This is a genomic window from Streptomyces sp. NPDC050658, from assembly GCF_044457025.1.
Lineage (GTDB): Bacteria > Actinomycetota > Actinomycetes > Streptomycetales > Streptomycetaceae > Streptomyces.
On record NZ_JBITGM010000004.1, the window covers coordinates 510761 to 525851 of the forward strand.

A 15091-nucleotide genomic window follows, 5' to 3' on the forward strand; every position below is an offset into this window, starting at 1 on the left:
CACCAAACATGGTGAGCCGTCAGCTCTCCCGCAAGAACTGCCGGGCCAGCGCCTCCCCCCTCCCGACCGCTGCCCGGTGGTTCTCGATCGGGGACGCGCCGCGGCCCTTGAAGACGAGGTAGGTGACGCCACCGTCGGTGCCGCCGCCCTTTGGGTCGGGGCGGATGCCCAGTTCCTTGGCCGCCGCGTAGGACGCCTCGCCGATGAGGTCGGTGGGGCCGGTGTCGCCGACCACCGCGTAGAGCACCTTGCCGCGGTGGATCACGGCGGCGACGGAGCCGCCGCCGATGCCGTGGGCGACGTGGTTCCAGCGGCGGCTCGCGCCGGGTACGACGATGTACGGCAGGCGCTCCGCGTTCAGCTGGCGGCCGTCGGACTGCTGGAACGCGGTGGCGTGGAAGAACAGCGGGTCGGTGCGGCGGTTGCAGGCCTTGCCGGGCCGCCCGTCGCAGTCGATGTCCATGTCGGCCTTCCAGAACACGGCCCCGCGTTTGCCGCAGACGGGGATGTTCGCGGGCGTGCCGTCGTCACTGCGGTACTTGGAGCGGGAGATCTGACGGCAGGACCCGGTCCTGGCGAGCAGGGCGGCGGCGGTCACGGGGACGGAGCCCTCGCGGGCCGTACCGGGCTCCCGGGCGGGACTCCGCGGCAGTGAACTCTCCCTGGTCTCAGGTGGTTCGGCGATCTCGGGTGACTCCGCGGCCCGCTCGCCCCGTTCCTGTGCGGTGGCGGGCAGCGACGCGGGGGCGAGGAGAGCGGCTCCGGCGGCGACGGCGAGCGCCGCCGTTCTGGTACGCACGAGAAAGGACCTTCCCTGGGCGGAAACTGACGTCCGGTCGGCCCCTGACCCGGCGTCAGGCGCGATGACACGGAAATCCCAATCTGTCCCGGCTCGTACGTCCCGGCCACCGCTCGGGGGCCGGACGGTGCACGCGGGCCTCTTGATGTGCTCCCGCCGACTGTGTCAAATAGGTCCGGACCAATGCCGCCCAAGTGGAAGGCACGACCGTGCGACGGACCCCCCACCTGTCCCGCCACCGCTCCACCCGCATAGCCGCCCTGCTCACGGCAGCCGCCGTCGGCGCCCTCGGCGGCTGCGCCTGGCAGACCGACGAGGCCGACGCGAAGGACGCGCCGCCCGCCGCCCCGCGCGGCGTCACCGTGCAGGCGGGCAGCGCCACCACCGCCCACGTCATGTGGAACCGGGCCACGGACGGCACCGAGATCACCGGGTACGACGTGTACCGGGGGGCCAGACGGGTCGAGCGCGTACCGGGCGGCAAGCACATGGTGGACGTCACTGGCCTGAAGCCGGACACGACGTACACCTTCACCGTCCGGGCGCGCGGCGCGGACGGCGGCGCCGGTCCCGCGAGCAAGCAGCTGACGGTGACCACGCCGGCCGCGACCACAGAGGACCGCGAGCCCCCGTCCCGTCCGGGCGCGCCGCGCGGCACGGCCGAGGGGAGCCGGGCGGTGACGCTGTCCTGGGGCGCGTCGAAGGACGACGGGGGCGTCGCCTCGTACGAGATCTACCAGGGCACGTCGAAGATCCACAGCGTGCGGAGCGGCGAGACGACGACACTGATCACGGGGCTGCGTCCGGGCACGACGTACACGTTCGGCGTCAAGGCGCGCGACGCGGCCGACAACTTCTCCCCCGCGAGCCGCACCGTCCGCGTCACCACGGCGGCGGGCCGGGACGACGGGCGGGGCACGGCGCCCACCGGCTTCCGCGTGAAGACGCACCGCGCCGACGGGGCGTACTACATCGATCTGGCGTGGACGCCGCCCCGCACCGGCGGCGCGGTGGCGGAGTACCGGATCCTGCTGGACGGCAGGGCCACCACCTCACTGGTCTTCGGCGGCGCGGCCCCTGAGACAAAGGCCACGCACAGCTTCTACGTGGGCAAGAAGGCGGGCGAGCGGCATCGCGTGAAGCTCCGGGCCAAGCTTCCCGACGGGACGTGGGGAGGCTGGTCGGCGGAACGGACGGTCACCACCGGCTGAGCACCGCCCGCCCTCGATGACGGCGGATCAGCTGTCGGCCGTACGAAGGATTCCGTCACCTGCCCGGTCGCCGTCCGCATGCGGCCCCGGCCGACGGCACGTTGGCTCGTCCTCAGGTAGCACGGGCGCTTCCCTATCTCCGGCGGCGCATGGGACGTACCGCCTCCCGTGCCATCGGAGGGCAGACTCATGCGTACCACCCAGATATTCGTCCGCTCCGGCCTGACCGTCTTCGCCGCCGCCGCGCTTCCGCTGGTGCTCACCGCCCCGTCGGCCTCGGCCGGCGCCGGCATCTCGGTGACCGCCACCGGATCCACGGTCACGGCCACCACGACGGCCTGCCCCAACGGCGGCAACGCCTCGCTGATGAGCAACGGCCAGGCGAACTTCGCCCAAGGACGGCAGGTCGCCCTGACCGGTGGCACCGCCACCTGGCGGAACGTCACCTCCGGCACGCATACGGTGGCGGTGGTCTGCCAGGACGGTTCCTCGGCCGGTACGGGGACGGTCACCGTCACCGCCACGCCGACGATTTCGTCCACGGCGACGTCACCACCGGCGCGCGGTGTCAGAGGCGGCCTCGGCGGCGGCAGCGAGGATCACGGCACGCTCACCCTCGTCGCGGGCGGGGCCCTCGTGGCCGTGGCCGCGGCCGGCGGTGGTGCCTGGTATCTGCGCCGTCGCGGGGCACAGTCCCGGCCCTGAACCGGGCCGCGGTGAGAGCGGCTGCCGCCGGACCGACACGAAGCGGTCCGGCGGCAGCCGCCTCCATGTGATGCCGCCGCGGAGTCATGCCGCCCTGTGGCGCCACCGTGGAATCAGGCGGAACGCGGAACGCACGGGCGTACCCCTGGAAGACTCATCAGGCGCGTCACGCCTCCGGGACGTCCAGCTCTTCCAGGGTCCGCTCCAGCCACTGGGTCCAGAACGTCTCCAGGTCGATGCCGGCTCGCAGCACCACATGCCGGAGCCGGTCCTCCACCGCGTCCTTGCCCGGCGGGAAGTCCCGCTTCTCGATCTCCTCGTACTCCGCCAACTGCCGCCGGTGCAGGGTGAGATGGCGGCGCAGGTCGGCGTCGATGCCAGCCGTGCCGACGACCGCCGCCGCCCTCAGCCGCAGCAGCAGCGTGTCCCGCATCGGCTTGGGGTCCTGGCTCTCGGCGGTCCAGCGGGCCAGTTCCTCCCGGCCCGCCGGCAGCACCTCGTACTCCTTCTTCTGTCCCCGCGTCGCCTGCTCCTGCGGCAGCGCCCTGATGGACCCGTCCCGCTCCAGTTTCCCCAGCTCGCGGTAGATCTGCTGGTGCGTGGCCGACCAGAAGTAGCCGATCGACTTGTCGAACCTGCGGGTCAGCTCTAGCCCCGAGGAAGGCTTCTCAAGGAGGGCCGTGAGAATCGCGTGCGGGAGTGACATGGCGGCCATCCTACGTACGGGGTCGGAGCGGGACGGCGGCGTCAGAGCGCGGCCGCCAGCTCCGTCCCCTGCTTGATGGCGCGCTTGGCGTCCAGCTCGGCCGCCACGTCCGCGCCGCCGATGAGGTGCGCCTCGATCCCGGCGGCGACCAGCGCCTCGTACAGGTCGCGACGCGGGTCCTGGCCGGAGCAGAGGACGACCGTGTCGACGGGGATGACCGTGGACGTGCCGTCGACCGTGACGTGCAGGCCCGCGTCGTCGATCAGGTCGTAGCTCGCGCCCGCGACCATCGTGACGCCACGGTGGCGCAGTTCGGTGCGGTGGATCCAGCCCGTGGTCTTGCCGAGTCCCTGGCCGACCTTGGACGTCTTGCGCTGGAGGAGATGGACGGAGCGCGGGGGCGTGGGCCGCTCGGGCTTGGCCAGGCCGCCGCGCTCGCGGTAGTCCATGTCGACGCCCCACTGCCGGAAGTACGTCTCCGGGTCGAGGCTCGCCTTCTCGCCGCCGTCGGTGAGGAACTCCGCGACGTCGAAGCCGATGCCGCCGGCGCCGATGATCGCGACGCGCTCCCCCACGGGCGCGCCGTCGCGCAGCACGTCGAGGTAACCGACCACGCTGGGGTGGTCGATGCCGGGGATCTCGGGCGTGCGGGGGGTGACGCCGGTGGCGACGACCACTTCGTCGTACGCCGCTTCCTTGAGGGAGTCGGCGGTGACGACGGTGTTCAACTCGACACTCACGCCGTGCAGTTCGAGCTGGGTGCGGAAGTAGCGCAGGGTCTCGTCGAACTCCTGCTTGCCGGGGACCTTGCGGGCCACGTTCAGCTGGCCGCCGATCTCGGGGGCGGCGTCGAAGAGCGTGACGTCGTGGCCGCGCTCGGCGGCCGAGACGGAAGCGGCGAGTCCGGCGGGGCCCGCGCCGACGACGGCGACGCGCTTCTTGGTGCGGGTCGGGGAGAGCACCAGCTCGGTCTCGTGGCAGGCGCGCGGGTTCACCAGGCAGGAGGTGATCTGCAGGTTGAAGGTGTGGTCGAGGCAGGCCTGGTTGCAGCCGATGCAGGTGTTGATGGCCTCGGCCTGCTCGGCCTTGGCCTTGTTGACGAAGTCCGGGTCGGCGAGGAGCGGGCGGGCCAGGGACACCATGTCGGCGGCGCCCTCGGCGAGCAACTGCTCGGCGATCTCGGGGGTGTTGATGCGGTTGACGGTCACGAGCGGCACGGAGACCTCGCCCATGAGCTTCTTCGTGACGAAGCTGTAGGCGCCGCGCGGCACCGACGTGGCGATGGTGGGGATGCGCGCCTCGTGCCAGCCGATGCCGGTGTTGATGATGGTGGCGCCCGCGGCCTCGATCTCCTTGGCGAGCCGAACGACCTCTTCGAGGGTCGAGCCGCCGGGGACGAGGTCCAGCATGGAGAGGCGGTAGATGATGATGAAGTCGTCGCCGAGGCGCTCGCGGGTGCGGCGGACGATCTCGACGGGGAAGCGGATGCGGTTCTCGTAGGAGCCGCCCCAGCGGTCGGTGCGCTGGTTCGTCGGGGCCGCGATGAACTCGTTGATCAGGTAGCCCTCGGAGCCCATGACCTCGACGCCGTCGTAACCGGCGAGCTTGGCCAGCTCGGCGGCGCGCACGAAGTCCTCGACGGTCTGCTCGACCTCGTCGTCCTCCAGGGCGCGCGGCACGAAGGGGCTGATCGGCGCCTGCAGTGCGCTCGGCGCGACCAGCGTCTCGTGGTAGGCGTACCGCCCGAAGTGCAGGATCTGCATCGCGATCTTGCCGCCCTCGGCGTGCACGGCGGCGGTGATGGCCTTGTGCTCCTCGGCCTCCTCCTCCGTGGTGAGCTTGGCGCCGCCGTCCCAGGGGCGGCCGAGCTCGTTCGGGGCGATGCCGCCGGTGACGATGAGGCCGACGCCGCCGCGCGCACGGGTCGCGTAGAACTCCGCCATCCGCTCGAAGCCGTTCGGGGCCTCTTCCAGGCCCACGTGCATGGAGCCCATCAGGACCCGGTTGGGCAGCGTGGTGAAGCCCAGGTCGAGCGGTTTCAGCAGGTTCGGGTAGCGGGACATGCGGGCCCTCCGTACGCGGTGTGTCGTCAGGACAGTTCTAGAGGAACGCCGACCCGTTGTGCAACTAGTTGCATAAAGACGTGGCAAGCACCACTCGTGAGCGCCGTGTCCGATATCCGCCAGCCGCGCGGTCCCGCACCGCGCAGACTGGAATCTGGCACCAAGAAGGGAGCATCCGATGACCAAGGCCGTCTATACGACCGTCGACAGTCCGCTGGGCGAGCTGCTGCTGGTCGGCGAGGCCTCGGCCACCGCGAAGGGCGGCACCGCCCTCGCCTCGCTGTCCATGCCGGGACAGAAGGGCGGCGCGGTCGTCCAGGACGGCTGGGTGCGCGACGACGCGGCCTTCGCCGAGATCGCCGCACAGCTGCACGCCTACTTCGCGGGGAGCCTGACGCGTTTCGACGTCGAGTACGCGGGCGGGGCCGGCACCGAGTTCCAGCAGCGGGTCTGGCACGCCCTCGACACCCTTCCGTACGGTACGACCACCACGTACGGGAAGCTCGCCGAGCAGCTGGGCCTCTCCCGTGCGGCGGTGCGCGCGCTCGGCACGGCCATCGGGCGCAACCCGCTGCTCGTGGTGCGTCCGTGCCACCGGGTGATCGGCGCCGACGGCTCCCTCACCGGGTACGCGGGCGGTCTTGAGCGCAAGCAGCGGCTCCTGGACCTGGAGTCGGCGTGACCGATGTGAACGCCCACAGCGCGAGCCCGAGACAGCTGAACGCGGCGCCCAGCACGCAGACGGCGCCCCACCCGGCCACCTCGTAGAGGGAGGTCGCGGCGAGGGCGCCGGTGGCGCTGCCGATGGAGTAGAAGACCATGTAACCGCCGATGAGCCGGCTGCCCGCGTCGGGGTGCAGCGCGTAGATCAGGGTCTGGTTGGTGACGTGGACCGCCTGCACGGCGAGGTCGAGCAGGATCACCCCGAGGAACAGCGCCCAGAGGGAGTCGCGGGTGAAGGCCAGCGGCAGCCAGGAGAGCGCGAGCAGGGCGAGGGCGATGCCCGTGGTCCGCCGGGGGAGTCCGCGGTCGTTGAGGCGGCCGGCGACGGTCGCGGCCAGCGCGCCCGCCACGCCGATGAGCCCCAGCGCCCCGATCTCGCTGTGGGAGAAGGAGTACGGGGCCTCACTGAGCGGCAGCGCGACGCTGCTCCACAGGGTGCTGAAGGCGGCGAAGACCAGCAGGCCGAACAGGGCCCGCTGCCTCAGCAGTCGCTCCCGCGCGAACAGGGTGACCGTGGAGCGCAGGAGCTGTCCGTAGCGGAGGTCGGCCCGCGCCACGGCTCCGTGGCGCGGGAGCACCTTGTACAGGACGAGGGCGAGCAGCGCGGTGAGCGTCGCCGACGCGAGGTAGACGGCGCGCCAGCCCGCGAGGTCGGCGATGATGCCGGACGCGGTGCGGGCCAGCAGGATGCCGACGACCACACCGCTGGTGACCATGCCGACGACGCGACCGCGCCGGGCGGCGGGGGCCAGTGATGCCGCGAAGGCCACCAGCGTCTGGGTGACGACCGCGAGCAGTCCCGTGGCGGCCATGCCCGCGAGCAGGAGCGCCGCCGTCGGGGCGGCGGCCACCACGGTCAACGCGCCGACCAGGAGCAGCAGTTGGGCCACGACGAGTCTTCTGCGGTCGGCCATGTCGCCGAGCGGTACGAGGAAGAAGAGGCCGAGGCCGTAGCCGACGTGCGTGAGGGTGACCACGCTGCCGACGAGCGCGGGGCTCATGGCGAGGTCCTGGCCCATCGTCACGAGGAGCGGCTGGGAGAAGTAGACGTTGGCCACGGCCGCGCCGCAGGCGACGGCGAAGAGCAGGACGACGCCACGGGACAGGACGAAGCCGGGTTGTTCCGTTCCCCGGCCCTCGGTCCGGTCCGCGGTCCGGCCTTCGCTCCGGCCCTCGGGCCGTCGTGCAGCGGTCGCACAGTTTTCGGGCATCGGCACACCCCCACCTTCTGGTTTCATCTTGCTACCAGAGGTGACGGTAACTTTCTTGGTAGCATGTTGCAACCAGCATGGAAGTGGCCGTCATGACAGTGGCCGTCGTGAGAGTGAGGGACCCATGGTCACGAGGACGCGGTTCGACGACAGCGAATGCCCCGTCGCCCGGTCGGTGGACGCGATCGGCGACTGGTGGTCCCTGCTGATCGTGCGGGACGCCTTCGACGGAAGCCGCCGCTTCGGGGAGTTCCAGCGCAGCCTTGGCGTCGCGAAGAACATCCTGACCTCGCGCCTGCGCACACTCGTCGCGGGCGGTGTCCTCGAATCCGTCCCCGCGTCGGACGGCAGCGCCTACCGCGAGTACGTACTGGCCCCGAAGGGCAAGTCACTCTTCCCCGTCATCGTGGCGCTGCGGCAGTGGGGCGAGGAGAACTTCTTCGCGCCCGGCGAGCAGCACTCGGAGCTGGTCGACCGGCGGCAGGGCCAACCCCTGCGCGCGCTGGAGGTGTTGGCGGCGGACGGGCGTCGCCTCGCCCCGGACGACACCACCGTCCACAAGGTCTCCGCGGAGTAGTCGGGAGGGGCGGGTCGCCGGGGAGGCCCCGCTCAGCGCCCCCGGTGCCCGAGCCGCACCGACAGATCGCCCGCGCCCTTGGCGGCGAGCGCCGCCAGTTCGGACTCGCGCTCCTCGCTCCAGCGGATCATCGGTACGGAGATGGAGAGCGCCGCGACGACCCGTCCCGCGCTGTCGCGCACCGGCGCGGCCACACAGCTCACGTCCGGGTTGGACTCGCGGTGCTCGGCCGCGATGCCGCGCTCCCGGATCTCGGCGAGCGCGGCGAGCAGCGCCTCGGGATCGGTGATGCTGTTCGGGGTCATCGCGGCCAGCTCGCGCCCCGCGACCCGCGCCTCCAGCTCGGCCGGCGGCAGCGAGGCGAGCAGCATCTTGCCGACCGACGTGCAGTGCGCGGGGAGCTTGCGGCCCGCCGCGGAGACCATCCGCACGGCGTGCGTGGAGTCGACCTTGGCGATGTAGATGACGTCGGTGTCCTCCAGGACCGCCACGTGCACTGTCTCGTCGCAGGTCTCGGCGACCTCGCGGGCGACCTGCTGCCCCTCGGCGGCCAGGTCGAGCTGTTCGGCGTACCGGCTGCCCAACTGGTAGGCACGCACCCCGAGTCGGTAGCGGCCCGCCTGGTCCGGGATCTGGACCAGATAGGAACGGGCGGCCAGAGTGGTGAGCAGTTCGTGCACGGTGGTGCGGGGCAGCTGGAGCCGGCGGGTGACCTCGGGGGCGGACAGCGTGCCGTCGCCCTCCAGGAACAGTTCGAGTATGTCCAGCGCCCTGGTCACCGCAGGAACCAGTCGTCCCATGGTCGGCCTCCCACCCCATGCACCCGAAGCCGCACCCGAGGCTGCGTCCGAAACTTCGGTCGACGATCGATATGACGAACACAGGCTAGGCACAGCCCTGTTCACCGCGCAACGCTCCGGGTGGTCCGAGTGCGGGGCGAAGACCATCGCGTACGACCCATTGACACCCTGCCGCGCGCCTGAATACCGTCTCGCCAACATTTCGAACGTGTGACGAAATACCGAACAACCAAGGGGCAACTGCCTTGCGTATTACGGGAATCAGCACGCACGTGGTGGGAACGCCCTGGCGCAATCTCACCTACGTCCAGGTCCACACCGACGAAGGCCTCACCGGTGTCGGCGAGACCCGCATGCTCGGTCATACCGACGCCCTGCTCGGCTATCTCCGCGAGGCGGCGGCCAACCACGTCGTGGGGTCGGACCCGTTCGCCGTCGAGGATCTGGTGCGGCGCATGAAGTACGGCGACTACGGCCGGGCCGGCGAGATCGTGATGTCCGGCATCGCCTGTGTGGAGATGGCCTGTTGGGACATCAAGGGCAAGGCCCTCGGCGTGCCGGTCTGGCAGCTGCTCGGCGGCAAGGTCACCGACAAGGTCAAGGCGTACGCCAACGGCTGGTACACCACCGAGCGCACCCCGGAGGCGTACCACAAGGCGGCGCGCGCGGTGATGGAGCGGGGCTACCGGGCCCTGAAGATCGACCCGTTCGGCACCGGGCACTACGAACTGGACCAGGCGGGTACGTCGTACGCGGTCTCGCTGATCGAGGCGGTGCGGGACGCGATCGGTCCTGACGCGGAGCTGATGCTGGAGATGCACGGGCGGTTCAGCCCGTCCACGGCGGTGCGTCTGGCGCGGGATCTCGCCCCGTTCAGGCCCGCCTGGCTGGAGGAGCCGGTGCCGCCGGAGAACCTCAAGGCCCTGGAGAAGGTCGCCGCCAAGGTGGACATGCCGATCGCGACGGGTGAACGCATCCACGACCGGATCGAGTTCCGCGAGCTGTTCGAGTCGCAGGCCGCCGACATCATCCAGCCGGACGTCGGCCATATCGGCGGCATCCTGGAGACCCGCAAGCTGGCGGCCACCGCCGAGACGCACTACATGCTGGTCGCCCCGCACAACGTCGGCGGCTCGGTGCTCACCGCGGCATCGCTCCAAGTCGCCGCCTGCACGCCGAACTTCAAGATCCTGGAGCACTTCAACGACTTCGCGGACGCGGAGATCAAGAAGGTGGTCAAGGGGGCACCGCAGGTCGTCGACGGCTACTTCGAGGTGTCGCACGAGCCGGGCCTCGGCGTCGAGCTGGACACGGACGCGGCGGCCGAATTCCCGCAGCAGCAGGCCCGGTTCGACCTGTGGGCCGAGGGCTGGGAGAAGCGGGACCCCAAGGGACGCGATTCCGAGGGAGCGGGGCAGTGACCACCCCCGGCCCCTCGCGCGCGATCGTCGTCGACGAACCGGGCTCGCACCGGCTCGACATACGCGACGCGCCGCCCGAACCCGGGCCCGGCGACGTCCTGGTGCGGGTGGCCGCCGCAGGCATCTGCATGAGCGACCGCGAGGTGTACGACGGTCGTCGGGACGCGGAGTACGTGCGCTATCCCGTGACACCGGGGCACGAGTGGTCCGGCACGGTCGAGGCCGTGGGCGCGGGCGTCGACCCGGCGCTCGTCGGGCGGAAGGCCGTCGCCGAGGGGTTCCGGGCCTGCGGGACGTGCGATCGGTGCCGGTGCGGCGAGACGAGCCTGTGCACCGGCGGATACGCGGAGACGGGGTTCACCGAGCCCGGCGCCTTCGCCGACCATGTCGTCGTCCCCGCCCGCCTGTTGCACCTCCTGCGCGACGACGCGGACCTGCGCGCCGCCGCCCTCCTGGAGCCCGCCGCGGTGATCGCGGGCGCGGTGCGCTCCGGCCGCCCTGCGCCGGGCGAGCGGATCGCGGTGGTCGGCGCGGGCACCCTCGGGCTGCTCGCGGTGCAACTGCTCGCCGCCTCCTCCCCCGCCGGGCTGACGGTGATCGACCCGAGGTCCGAACGCGGGGCGCAGGCGCTGGAGTTCGGCGCGAGCGAGAGCCTGACACCCGGCGAGGCGGAGGCCTCCCACGGCCGCTTCGACCTGGTCGTGGAGACCGCGGGCGCGCCGACCACGGCTGCCTCGTCCTGTCTGCTCGCGCGCAGGGGCGGCCGGGTGGTGCTCACCGGCATGTTCACGCCGGGCGCCACCGGCATCGACCCCGTGCATCTCTCGCTGAGCCAGCTGGAGGTGCGCAGCGTCTTCGGGGCGCCGTCCGCCGCCTGGTCGCAGGCGGTACGGGCGTTCGGGCTCGGCCTGCTCGACCCGGCGCCCCTGATCACCCACGAGTTCCCCCTCGAACGCTTCGGGGAGGCCGTCGCGCTGGTCGGCGGCGGCGACCCGAAGACCGGAAAGGTGCTCCTTCGCCCCTGACCGTGCGGCGGCGCCCGGTGCCTCTGCCCCTCTCCATCCCCTCTGCCGCCCCACGAGCCGACGCACACCCACCATTCCGACCAACGTACGAAATATCGAACACCGCAGACGTTCGACCACCGCACATGGGAGTCACGTGACCAGCCCCTCAGCACCCCGGCGCCCCGGCGTCGACTCACTCGCCCGCATCGGACACGCCGTGCCCGAGCCCGTGCCCGCCGACGCCTCGCCGCACGCGTTCCCGGACGGCGGCACCTGGCGCACCGAGATCCCCTCCGTGGAGGGGCCCGAGGCACTCGGCGTCGTACTGAAGGAGAGCTCACGGCTCGACGTGCCGATCCACCGGATCAGCCAGGGCAGCGGCGTCTGGATGCTCAGCGACGTCGAGATCACCGAGATGGTGGAGGCCTGCGCGGAGCGGGACATCGAGCTGTGCCTGTTCACCGGGCCGCGCGGCACCTGGGACACCGGTGCGTCGACCCGTACCGACTCCGGTGGCGCGGGGCTGCGCTCGCGCGGTCACGACGCACTCGCCGGCTGCGTCGAGGACGCGGTGCGCGCCACGGAGCTGGGGGTGCGCTGTCTGCTCGTCGCCGACGAGGGCGTGCTGTGGACGCTGCACCGGCTGCGTACCGAAGGTGTCCTGCCCGCCGACACCACGTTCAAGGTGTCGGCGCTGATCGGGCCGGTCAATCCGGCCTCGTACGCGGTCTTCGAGCGGCTCGGCGCCGATTCCCTGAACATCCCGTCCGACCTCACGCTCGCCCACCTCACGGAGATCCGCCGGGTCAGCCGCGCCCCGATGGACCTGTATGTGGAGGCCCCCGACGACCTCGGCGGCTATGTGCGGATGTACGAGGCGGCGGAGCTGATCCGGCGCGGCGCGCCGCTCTATCTGAAGTTCGGCCTGAGCAGGTCGCCCGGCATCTATCCCTACGGCGCGCAGCTGCGCGACCGCACCCTCGACACCGCCCGCGAGCGCGTCCGGCGCGGACGGCTCGTCCTCGATCTGCTCGCCCGGCACGGCGCGCGGGGCGGCATGTCGCCGCTCGGCTCGCGGCTGCCGGGCGAGCTCAAGCGCTTCCCCGTCCCGGAAGGGGACTGATCCATGACCACCCGCACATCCAGGAGCACCCGCATATCCGGAAAGGCACGCCTCACAGCCGCCCTCGCCACCGTCACGCTCCTCGGCTCGCTCACCGCCTGCGGCCAGGAGGCCCGGGGCGGCAGCCGCTACAAGCCGGACGACGGCAAGGGCGGCACCGTCGGGCTCGCGATGCCCACCAAGGCATCCGAGCGGTGGATCGCCGACGGCAAGAACATGGCGAAGCAGTTCCAGAAGGCCGGTTACGAGACGGACCTCCAGTACGGCGACGACAAGGTGGAGAACCAGGTCGCCCAGCTGGAGAACATGATCACCAAGGGGCACCGGCTCCTGGTGGTCGCCGCGATCGACGGCTCCGCGCTCACCGACGTCCTGGGCCGGGCGCACGAGGCGGGCATCCCCGTGATCTCGTACGACCGCCTCATCATGGGGACGAAGAACGTCGACTACTACGCGTCCTTCGACAACGAGCGGGTCGGCGAGCTCCAAGGCCGGTACATCCTCGACAAGTTGAAGCTCAAGGAGCCTCAGAAGGACTCCGACGACAAGTTCACCGTCGAGCTGTTCGCGGGCTCGCCCGACGACAACAACACCAAGTACTTCTGGAACGGCGCCATGAAGGTGCTGAAGCCGTACCTCGACAGCGGACAGCTCGTCGTGGGCAGCAGGCAGACGAAGATGAGCCAGGCGACCACGCTGCGCTGGGACGGCGGCACCGCGCAGAAGCGCATGGACGACCTGATCAGCAAGAACTACGGCGACCGGCGGGTCGACGCGGTCCTCTCGCCGTACGACGGGATCTCGATCGGCATCATCTCCGCGCTGAAGAGCGCCGGTTACGGCTCCAAGGACAATCCGCTGCCGGTCGTCACCGGGCAGGACGCGGAGCTGGCGTCGGTGAAGTCGATCATCGCGGGCGACCAGACGCAGACGGTGTTCAAGGACACGCGCAAACTCGCCAAGCAGGCCGTGCAGATGGGCGACGCGGTCCTCACCGGCGAGAAGCCGGAGGTCAACAACACCAAGGACTACAACAACGGCGTGAAGACCGTGCCGTCGTATCTGCTGAAGCCGGTGTCGATCGACAGGAAGAACACGCAACTCCTCGTCGACGAGGGCTACTTCACCGCAAGGCAGCTGTCATGAGCGGGGCTGCGGGCACGGACGGCGCGGCGGTCGCGAACGGGCCGATCCTGCGGATGGCCGGCATCACCAAGACCTTCCCCGGCGTGAAGGCCCTCTCCGAGGTGGAGCTGACCGTGCGGCCCGGCGAGATCCATGCGGTCTGCGGGGAGAACGGCGCCGGCAAGTCGACCCTGATGAAGGTGCTCAGCGGCGTCCATCCGCACGGCTCCTACGACGGCGAGATCCACTTCGACGGCGAGCCGGTGGAGTTCAAGGACATCCGTGCGAGCGAGCGGCACGGAATCGTGATCATCCATCAGGAGCTGGCGCTCGTCCCCTACTTGTCGATCGCGGAGAACATCTTCCTCGGCAACGAGCAGACCTCCGCGCGCGGCGTCATCGACTGGAACGACACGCTGCGCCGGGCGAACGGACTGCTCAAGCGGGTGGGGCTGCGGGAGAACCCGCAGACCGCCGTCGCCGACATCGGCGTGGGCAAGCAGCAGCTCGTGGAGATCGCCAAGGCGCTGTCGAAGGAGGTGAAGCTGCTGATCCTCGACGAGCCGACCGCCGCGCTCAACGACGAGGACAGCGCGAAGCTGCTCGGCCTGATCCTGGAGCTGCGCGCGCAGGGCATCGCCAGCATCATCATCTCCCACAAGCTGAACGAGATCCGCGCCATCGCCGACTCGGTGACCATCCTGCGCGACGGCAGGACCATCGAGACCCTGACGGTCCGTGAATCTCCGGACACCGAACCGGAGTTGTCGGAGGACCGCATCATCCGGGGCATGGTCGGGCGCGATCTCGACCACCGCTTCCCCGAGCGGACCGCGTACGAGGGCGGGGACGCGGGAGAGCTCGCGCTCGCCGTGCGGGGCTGGACGGTCCGGCACCCCATCGACCAGCAGCGCAAGGTCGTCGACGACGCCACGCTGACCGTGCGGCGCGGCGAGATCGTCGGCATCGCGGGGCTGATGGGCGCGGGCCGGACGGAACTCGCGATGTCCCTCTTCGGCCGGTCCTACGGGCTGTACGAGGCGGGGACGATCCAGGTCAACGGGCGTGCGGTCCGCACGAGGACGGTGCCGGAGGCCATCGCGGCGGGCATCGCGTACGTCACCGAGGACCGCAAGCGCTACGGCCTCAACCTCATCGACAACATCAACCGCAACATCTCCCTGGCCTCGCTGCCGGGCATGCGACGGCGCGGCGTGGTCGACGAGCACCACGAGCGGTCCGTCGCCGAGCGCTACCGCACCTCGATGAACATCAAGGCGCCCACGGTCCAGGAGCAGGTGGGCCGGCTCTCCGGCGGCAACCAGCAGAAGGTCGTACTCAGCAAGTGGATCCACGCCGATCCCGAGGTGCTGATCCTCGACGAACCGACGCGCGGCATCGACGTCGGCGCCAAGTACGAGATCTACACGGTCATCGACCGGCTCGCGGCGCAGGGCAAGGCGGTGCTCTTCATCTCCTCCGAACTGCCGGAGCTGCTCGGGATGTGCGACCGGATCTACACGATGGCCGAGGGCCGCCTGACCGGTGAGGTCACGCGCGCGGAGGCCACCCAGGAAGCCCTGATGCGCCATATGACCATGACCAGAAGCTGAGGCACCG

Annotated in this window: 14 protein-coding genes; 9 read left to right on the top strand and 5 right to left on the bottom strand. The window is 70.8% G+C overall.

All coding sequences use genetic code 11. The annotated features are described in order from the left end of the window. Positions 1-19: 19 nt before the first annotated feature. Complete coding sequence (locus ACIBKX_RS17885; protein ID WP_363274101.1) at positions 20-799, bottom strand: glycoside hydrolase family 75 protein; 780 nt, start codon at positions 797-799, stop codon at positions 20-22. Positions 800-1008: 209 nt separating this feature from the next. On the opposite strand from ACIBKX_RS17885, the gene ACIBKX_RS17890 reads away from it, so the two are divergent. Together ACIBKX_RS17890 and ACIBKX_RS17895 are read left to right on the top strand one after the other, a co-directional pair. Then, positions 1009-2010 carry a fibronectin type III domain-containing protein gene (locus tag ACIBKX_RS17890; protein WP_363274102.1) on the top strand — a complete coding sequence of 334 codons (1002 nt, stop codon included), beginning with the start codon at positions 1009-1011 and terminating at the stop codon, positions 2008-2010. 189 nt (positions 2011-2199) lie between these two features. After that, complete coding sequence (locus tag ACIBKX_RS17895; protein WP_363274103.1) at positions 2200-2715, top strand: hypothetical protein; 516 nt, start codon at positions 2200-2202, stop codon at positions 2713-2715. 166 nt (positions 2716-2881) lie between these two features. On the opposite strand, the gene ACIBKX_RS17900 is transcribed toward ACIBKX_RS17895, so the two are convergent. Together ACIBKX_RS17900 and ACIBKX_RS17905 are read right to left on the bottom strand one after the other, a co-directional pair. Beyond that, positions 2882-3421: a PadR family transcriptional regulator gene (locus ACIBKX_RS17900; RefSeq protein ID WP_363274104.1), complete on the bottom strand. Its 540-nt coding sequence runs from the start codon at positions 3419-3421 to the stop codon at positions 2882-2884. 41 nt (positions 3422-3462) lie between these two features. Next, positions 3463-5484, bottom strand: coding sequence for an NADPH-dependent 2,4-dienoyl-CoA reductase (locus ACIBKX_RS17905; protein ID WP_363274105.1), 2022 nt, complete (start codon positions 5482-5484; stop codon positions 3463-3465). 178 nt (positions 5485-5662) lie between these two features. Here ACIBKX_RS17905 and ACIBKX_RS17910 point away from each other — a divergent pair, with 178 nt between their 5' ends. After that, a complete protein-coding gene (locus ACIBKX_RS17910) occupies positions 5663-6166 on the top strand; it encodes a methylated-DNA--[protein]-cysteine S-methyltransferase (protein WP_363274106.1) in 504 nt (167 codons plus the stop codon). On the opposite strand, the gene ACIBKX_RS17915 is transcribed toward ACIBKX_RS17910, so the two are convergent. Further along, complete coding sequence (locus ACIBKX_RS17915) at positions 6105-7418, bottom strand: MFS transporter (protein ID WP_363274107.1); 1314 nt, start codon at positions 7416-7418, stop codon at positions 6105-6107. The genes ACIBKX_RS17910 and ACIBKX_RS17915 overlap by 62 nt on opposite strands. Before the next feature lie 124 nt (positions 7419-7542). Between ACIBKX_RS17915 and ACIBKX_RS17920 the strand changes: the two genes are divergently transcribed. Beyond that, a complete protein-coding gene (locus ACIBKX_RS17920) occupies positions 7543-7995 on the top strand; it encodes a helix-turn-helix domain-containing protein (protein ID WP_363274108.1) in 453 nt (150 codons plus the stop codon). A gap of 32 nt (positions 7996-8027) precedes the next feature. Here ACIBKX_RS17920 and ACIBKX_RS17925 read toward each other — a convergent pair whose 3' ends face one another. Then, positions 8028-8795, bottom strand: coding sequence for an IclR family transcriptional regulator (locus ACIBKX_RS17925; protein ID WP_363274109.1), 768 nt, complete (start codon positions 8793-8795; stop codon positions 8028-8030). Positions 8796-9040: 245 nt separating this feature from the next. Here ACIBKX_RS17925 and ACIBKX_RS17930 point away from each other — a divergent pair, with 245 nt between their 5' ends. The 5 genes from ACIBKX_RS17930 to mmsA all read left to right on the top strand — a co-directional run bounded on the left by ACIBKX_RS17930 (position 9041) and on the right by mmsA (position 15084). Then, entirely contained in the window at positions 9041-10216 is a 1176-nt protein-coding gene (locus ACIBKX_RS17930) for a mandelate racemase/muconate lactonizing enzyme family protein (RefSeq protein WP_363274110.1), read from the top strand. Further along, positions 10213-11241: an alcohol dehydrogenase catalytic domain-containing protein gene (locus tag ACIBKX_RS17935; protein ID WP_363274112.1), complete on the top strand. Its 1029-nt coding sequence runs from the start codon at positions 10213-10215 to the stop codon at positions 11239-11241. Before ACIBKX_RS17930 ends, ACIBKX_RS17935 begins: the two co-directional genes overlap by 4 nt. Before the next feature lie 136 nt (positions 11242-11377). Then, complete coding sequence (locus ACIBKX_RS17940) at positions 11378-12346, top strand: hypothetical protein (RefSeq protein WP_363274113.1); 969 nt, start codon at positions 11378-11380, stop codon at positions 12344-12346. A gap of 3 nt (positions 12347-12349) precedes the next feature. Next, positions 12350-13492: a multiple monosaccharide ABC transporter substrate-binding protein gene (gene chvE / locus ACIBKX_RS17945; protein ID WP_363274114.1), complete on the top strand. Its 1143-nt coding sequence runs from the start codon at positions 12350-12352 to the stop codon at positions 13490-13492. Next, the gene (gene mmsA, locus ACIBKX_RS17950) at positions 13489-15084 is read left to right on the top strand and encodes a multiple monosaccharide ABC transporter ATP-binding protein (RefSeq protein ID WP_399375823.1); all 1596 of its coding nucleotides are present in this window, start codon (positions 13489-13491) and stop codon (positions 15082-15084) included. Before chvE ends, mmsA begins: the two co-directional genes overlap by 4 nt. Positions 15085-15091 lie beyond the last annotated feature (7 nt).

Bases quoted from the DNA above. Each gene is read 5' to 3' on its own strand.
- ACIBKX_RS17895 (WP_363274103.1), top strand. From the start codon at position 2,200: ATGCGTACCACCCAGATATTCGTCCGCTCCGGCCTGACCGTCTTCGCC.
- ACIBKX_RS17900 (WP_363274104.1), bottom strand. From the start codon at position 3,421: ATGTCACTCCCGCACGCGATTCTCACGGCCCTCCTTGAGAAGCCTTCC.
- ACIBKX_RS17905 (WP_363274105.1), bottom strand. From the start codon at position 5,484: ATGTCCCGCTACCCGAACCTGCTGAAACCGCTCGACCTGGGCTTCACC.
- ACIBKX_RS17910 (WP_363274106.1), top strand. From the start codon at position 5,663: ATGACCAAGGCCGTCTATACGACCGTCGACAGTCCGCTGGGCGAGCTG.
- ACIBKX_RS17915 (WP_363274107.1), bottom strand. From the start codon at position 7,418: ATGCCCGAAAACTGTGCGACCGCTGCACGACGGCCCGAGGGCCGGAGC.
- ACIBKX_RS17920 (WP_363274108.1), top strand. From the start codon at position 7,543: ATGGTCACGAGGACGCGGTTCGACGACAGCGAATGCCCCGTCGCCCGG.
- ACIBKX_RS17925 (WP_363274109.1), bottom strand. From the start codon at position 8,795: ATGGGACGACTGGTTCCTGCGGTGACCAGGGCGCTGGACATACTCGAA.
- chvE (WP_363274114.1), top strand. From the start codon at position 12,350: ATGACCACCCGCACATCCAGGAGCACCCGCATATCCGGAAAGGCACGC.
- mmsA (WP_399375823.1), top strand. From the start codon at position 13,489: ATGAGCGGGGCTGCGGGCACGGACGGCGCGGCGGTCGCGAACGGGCCG.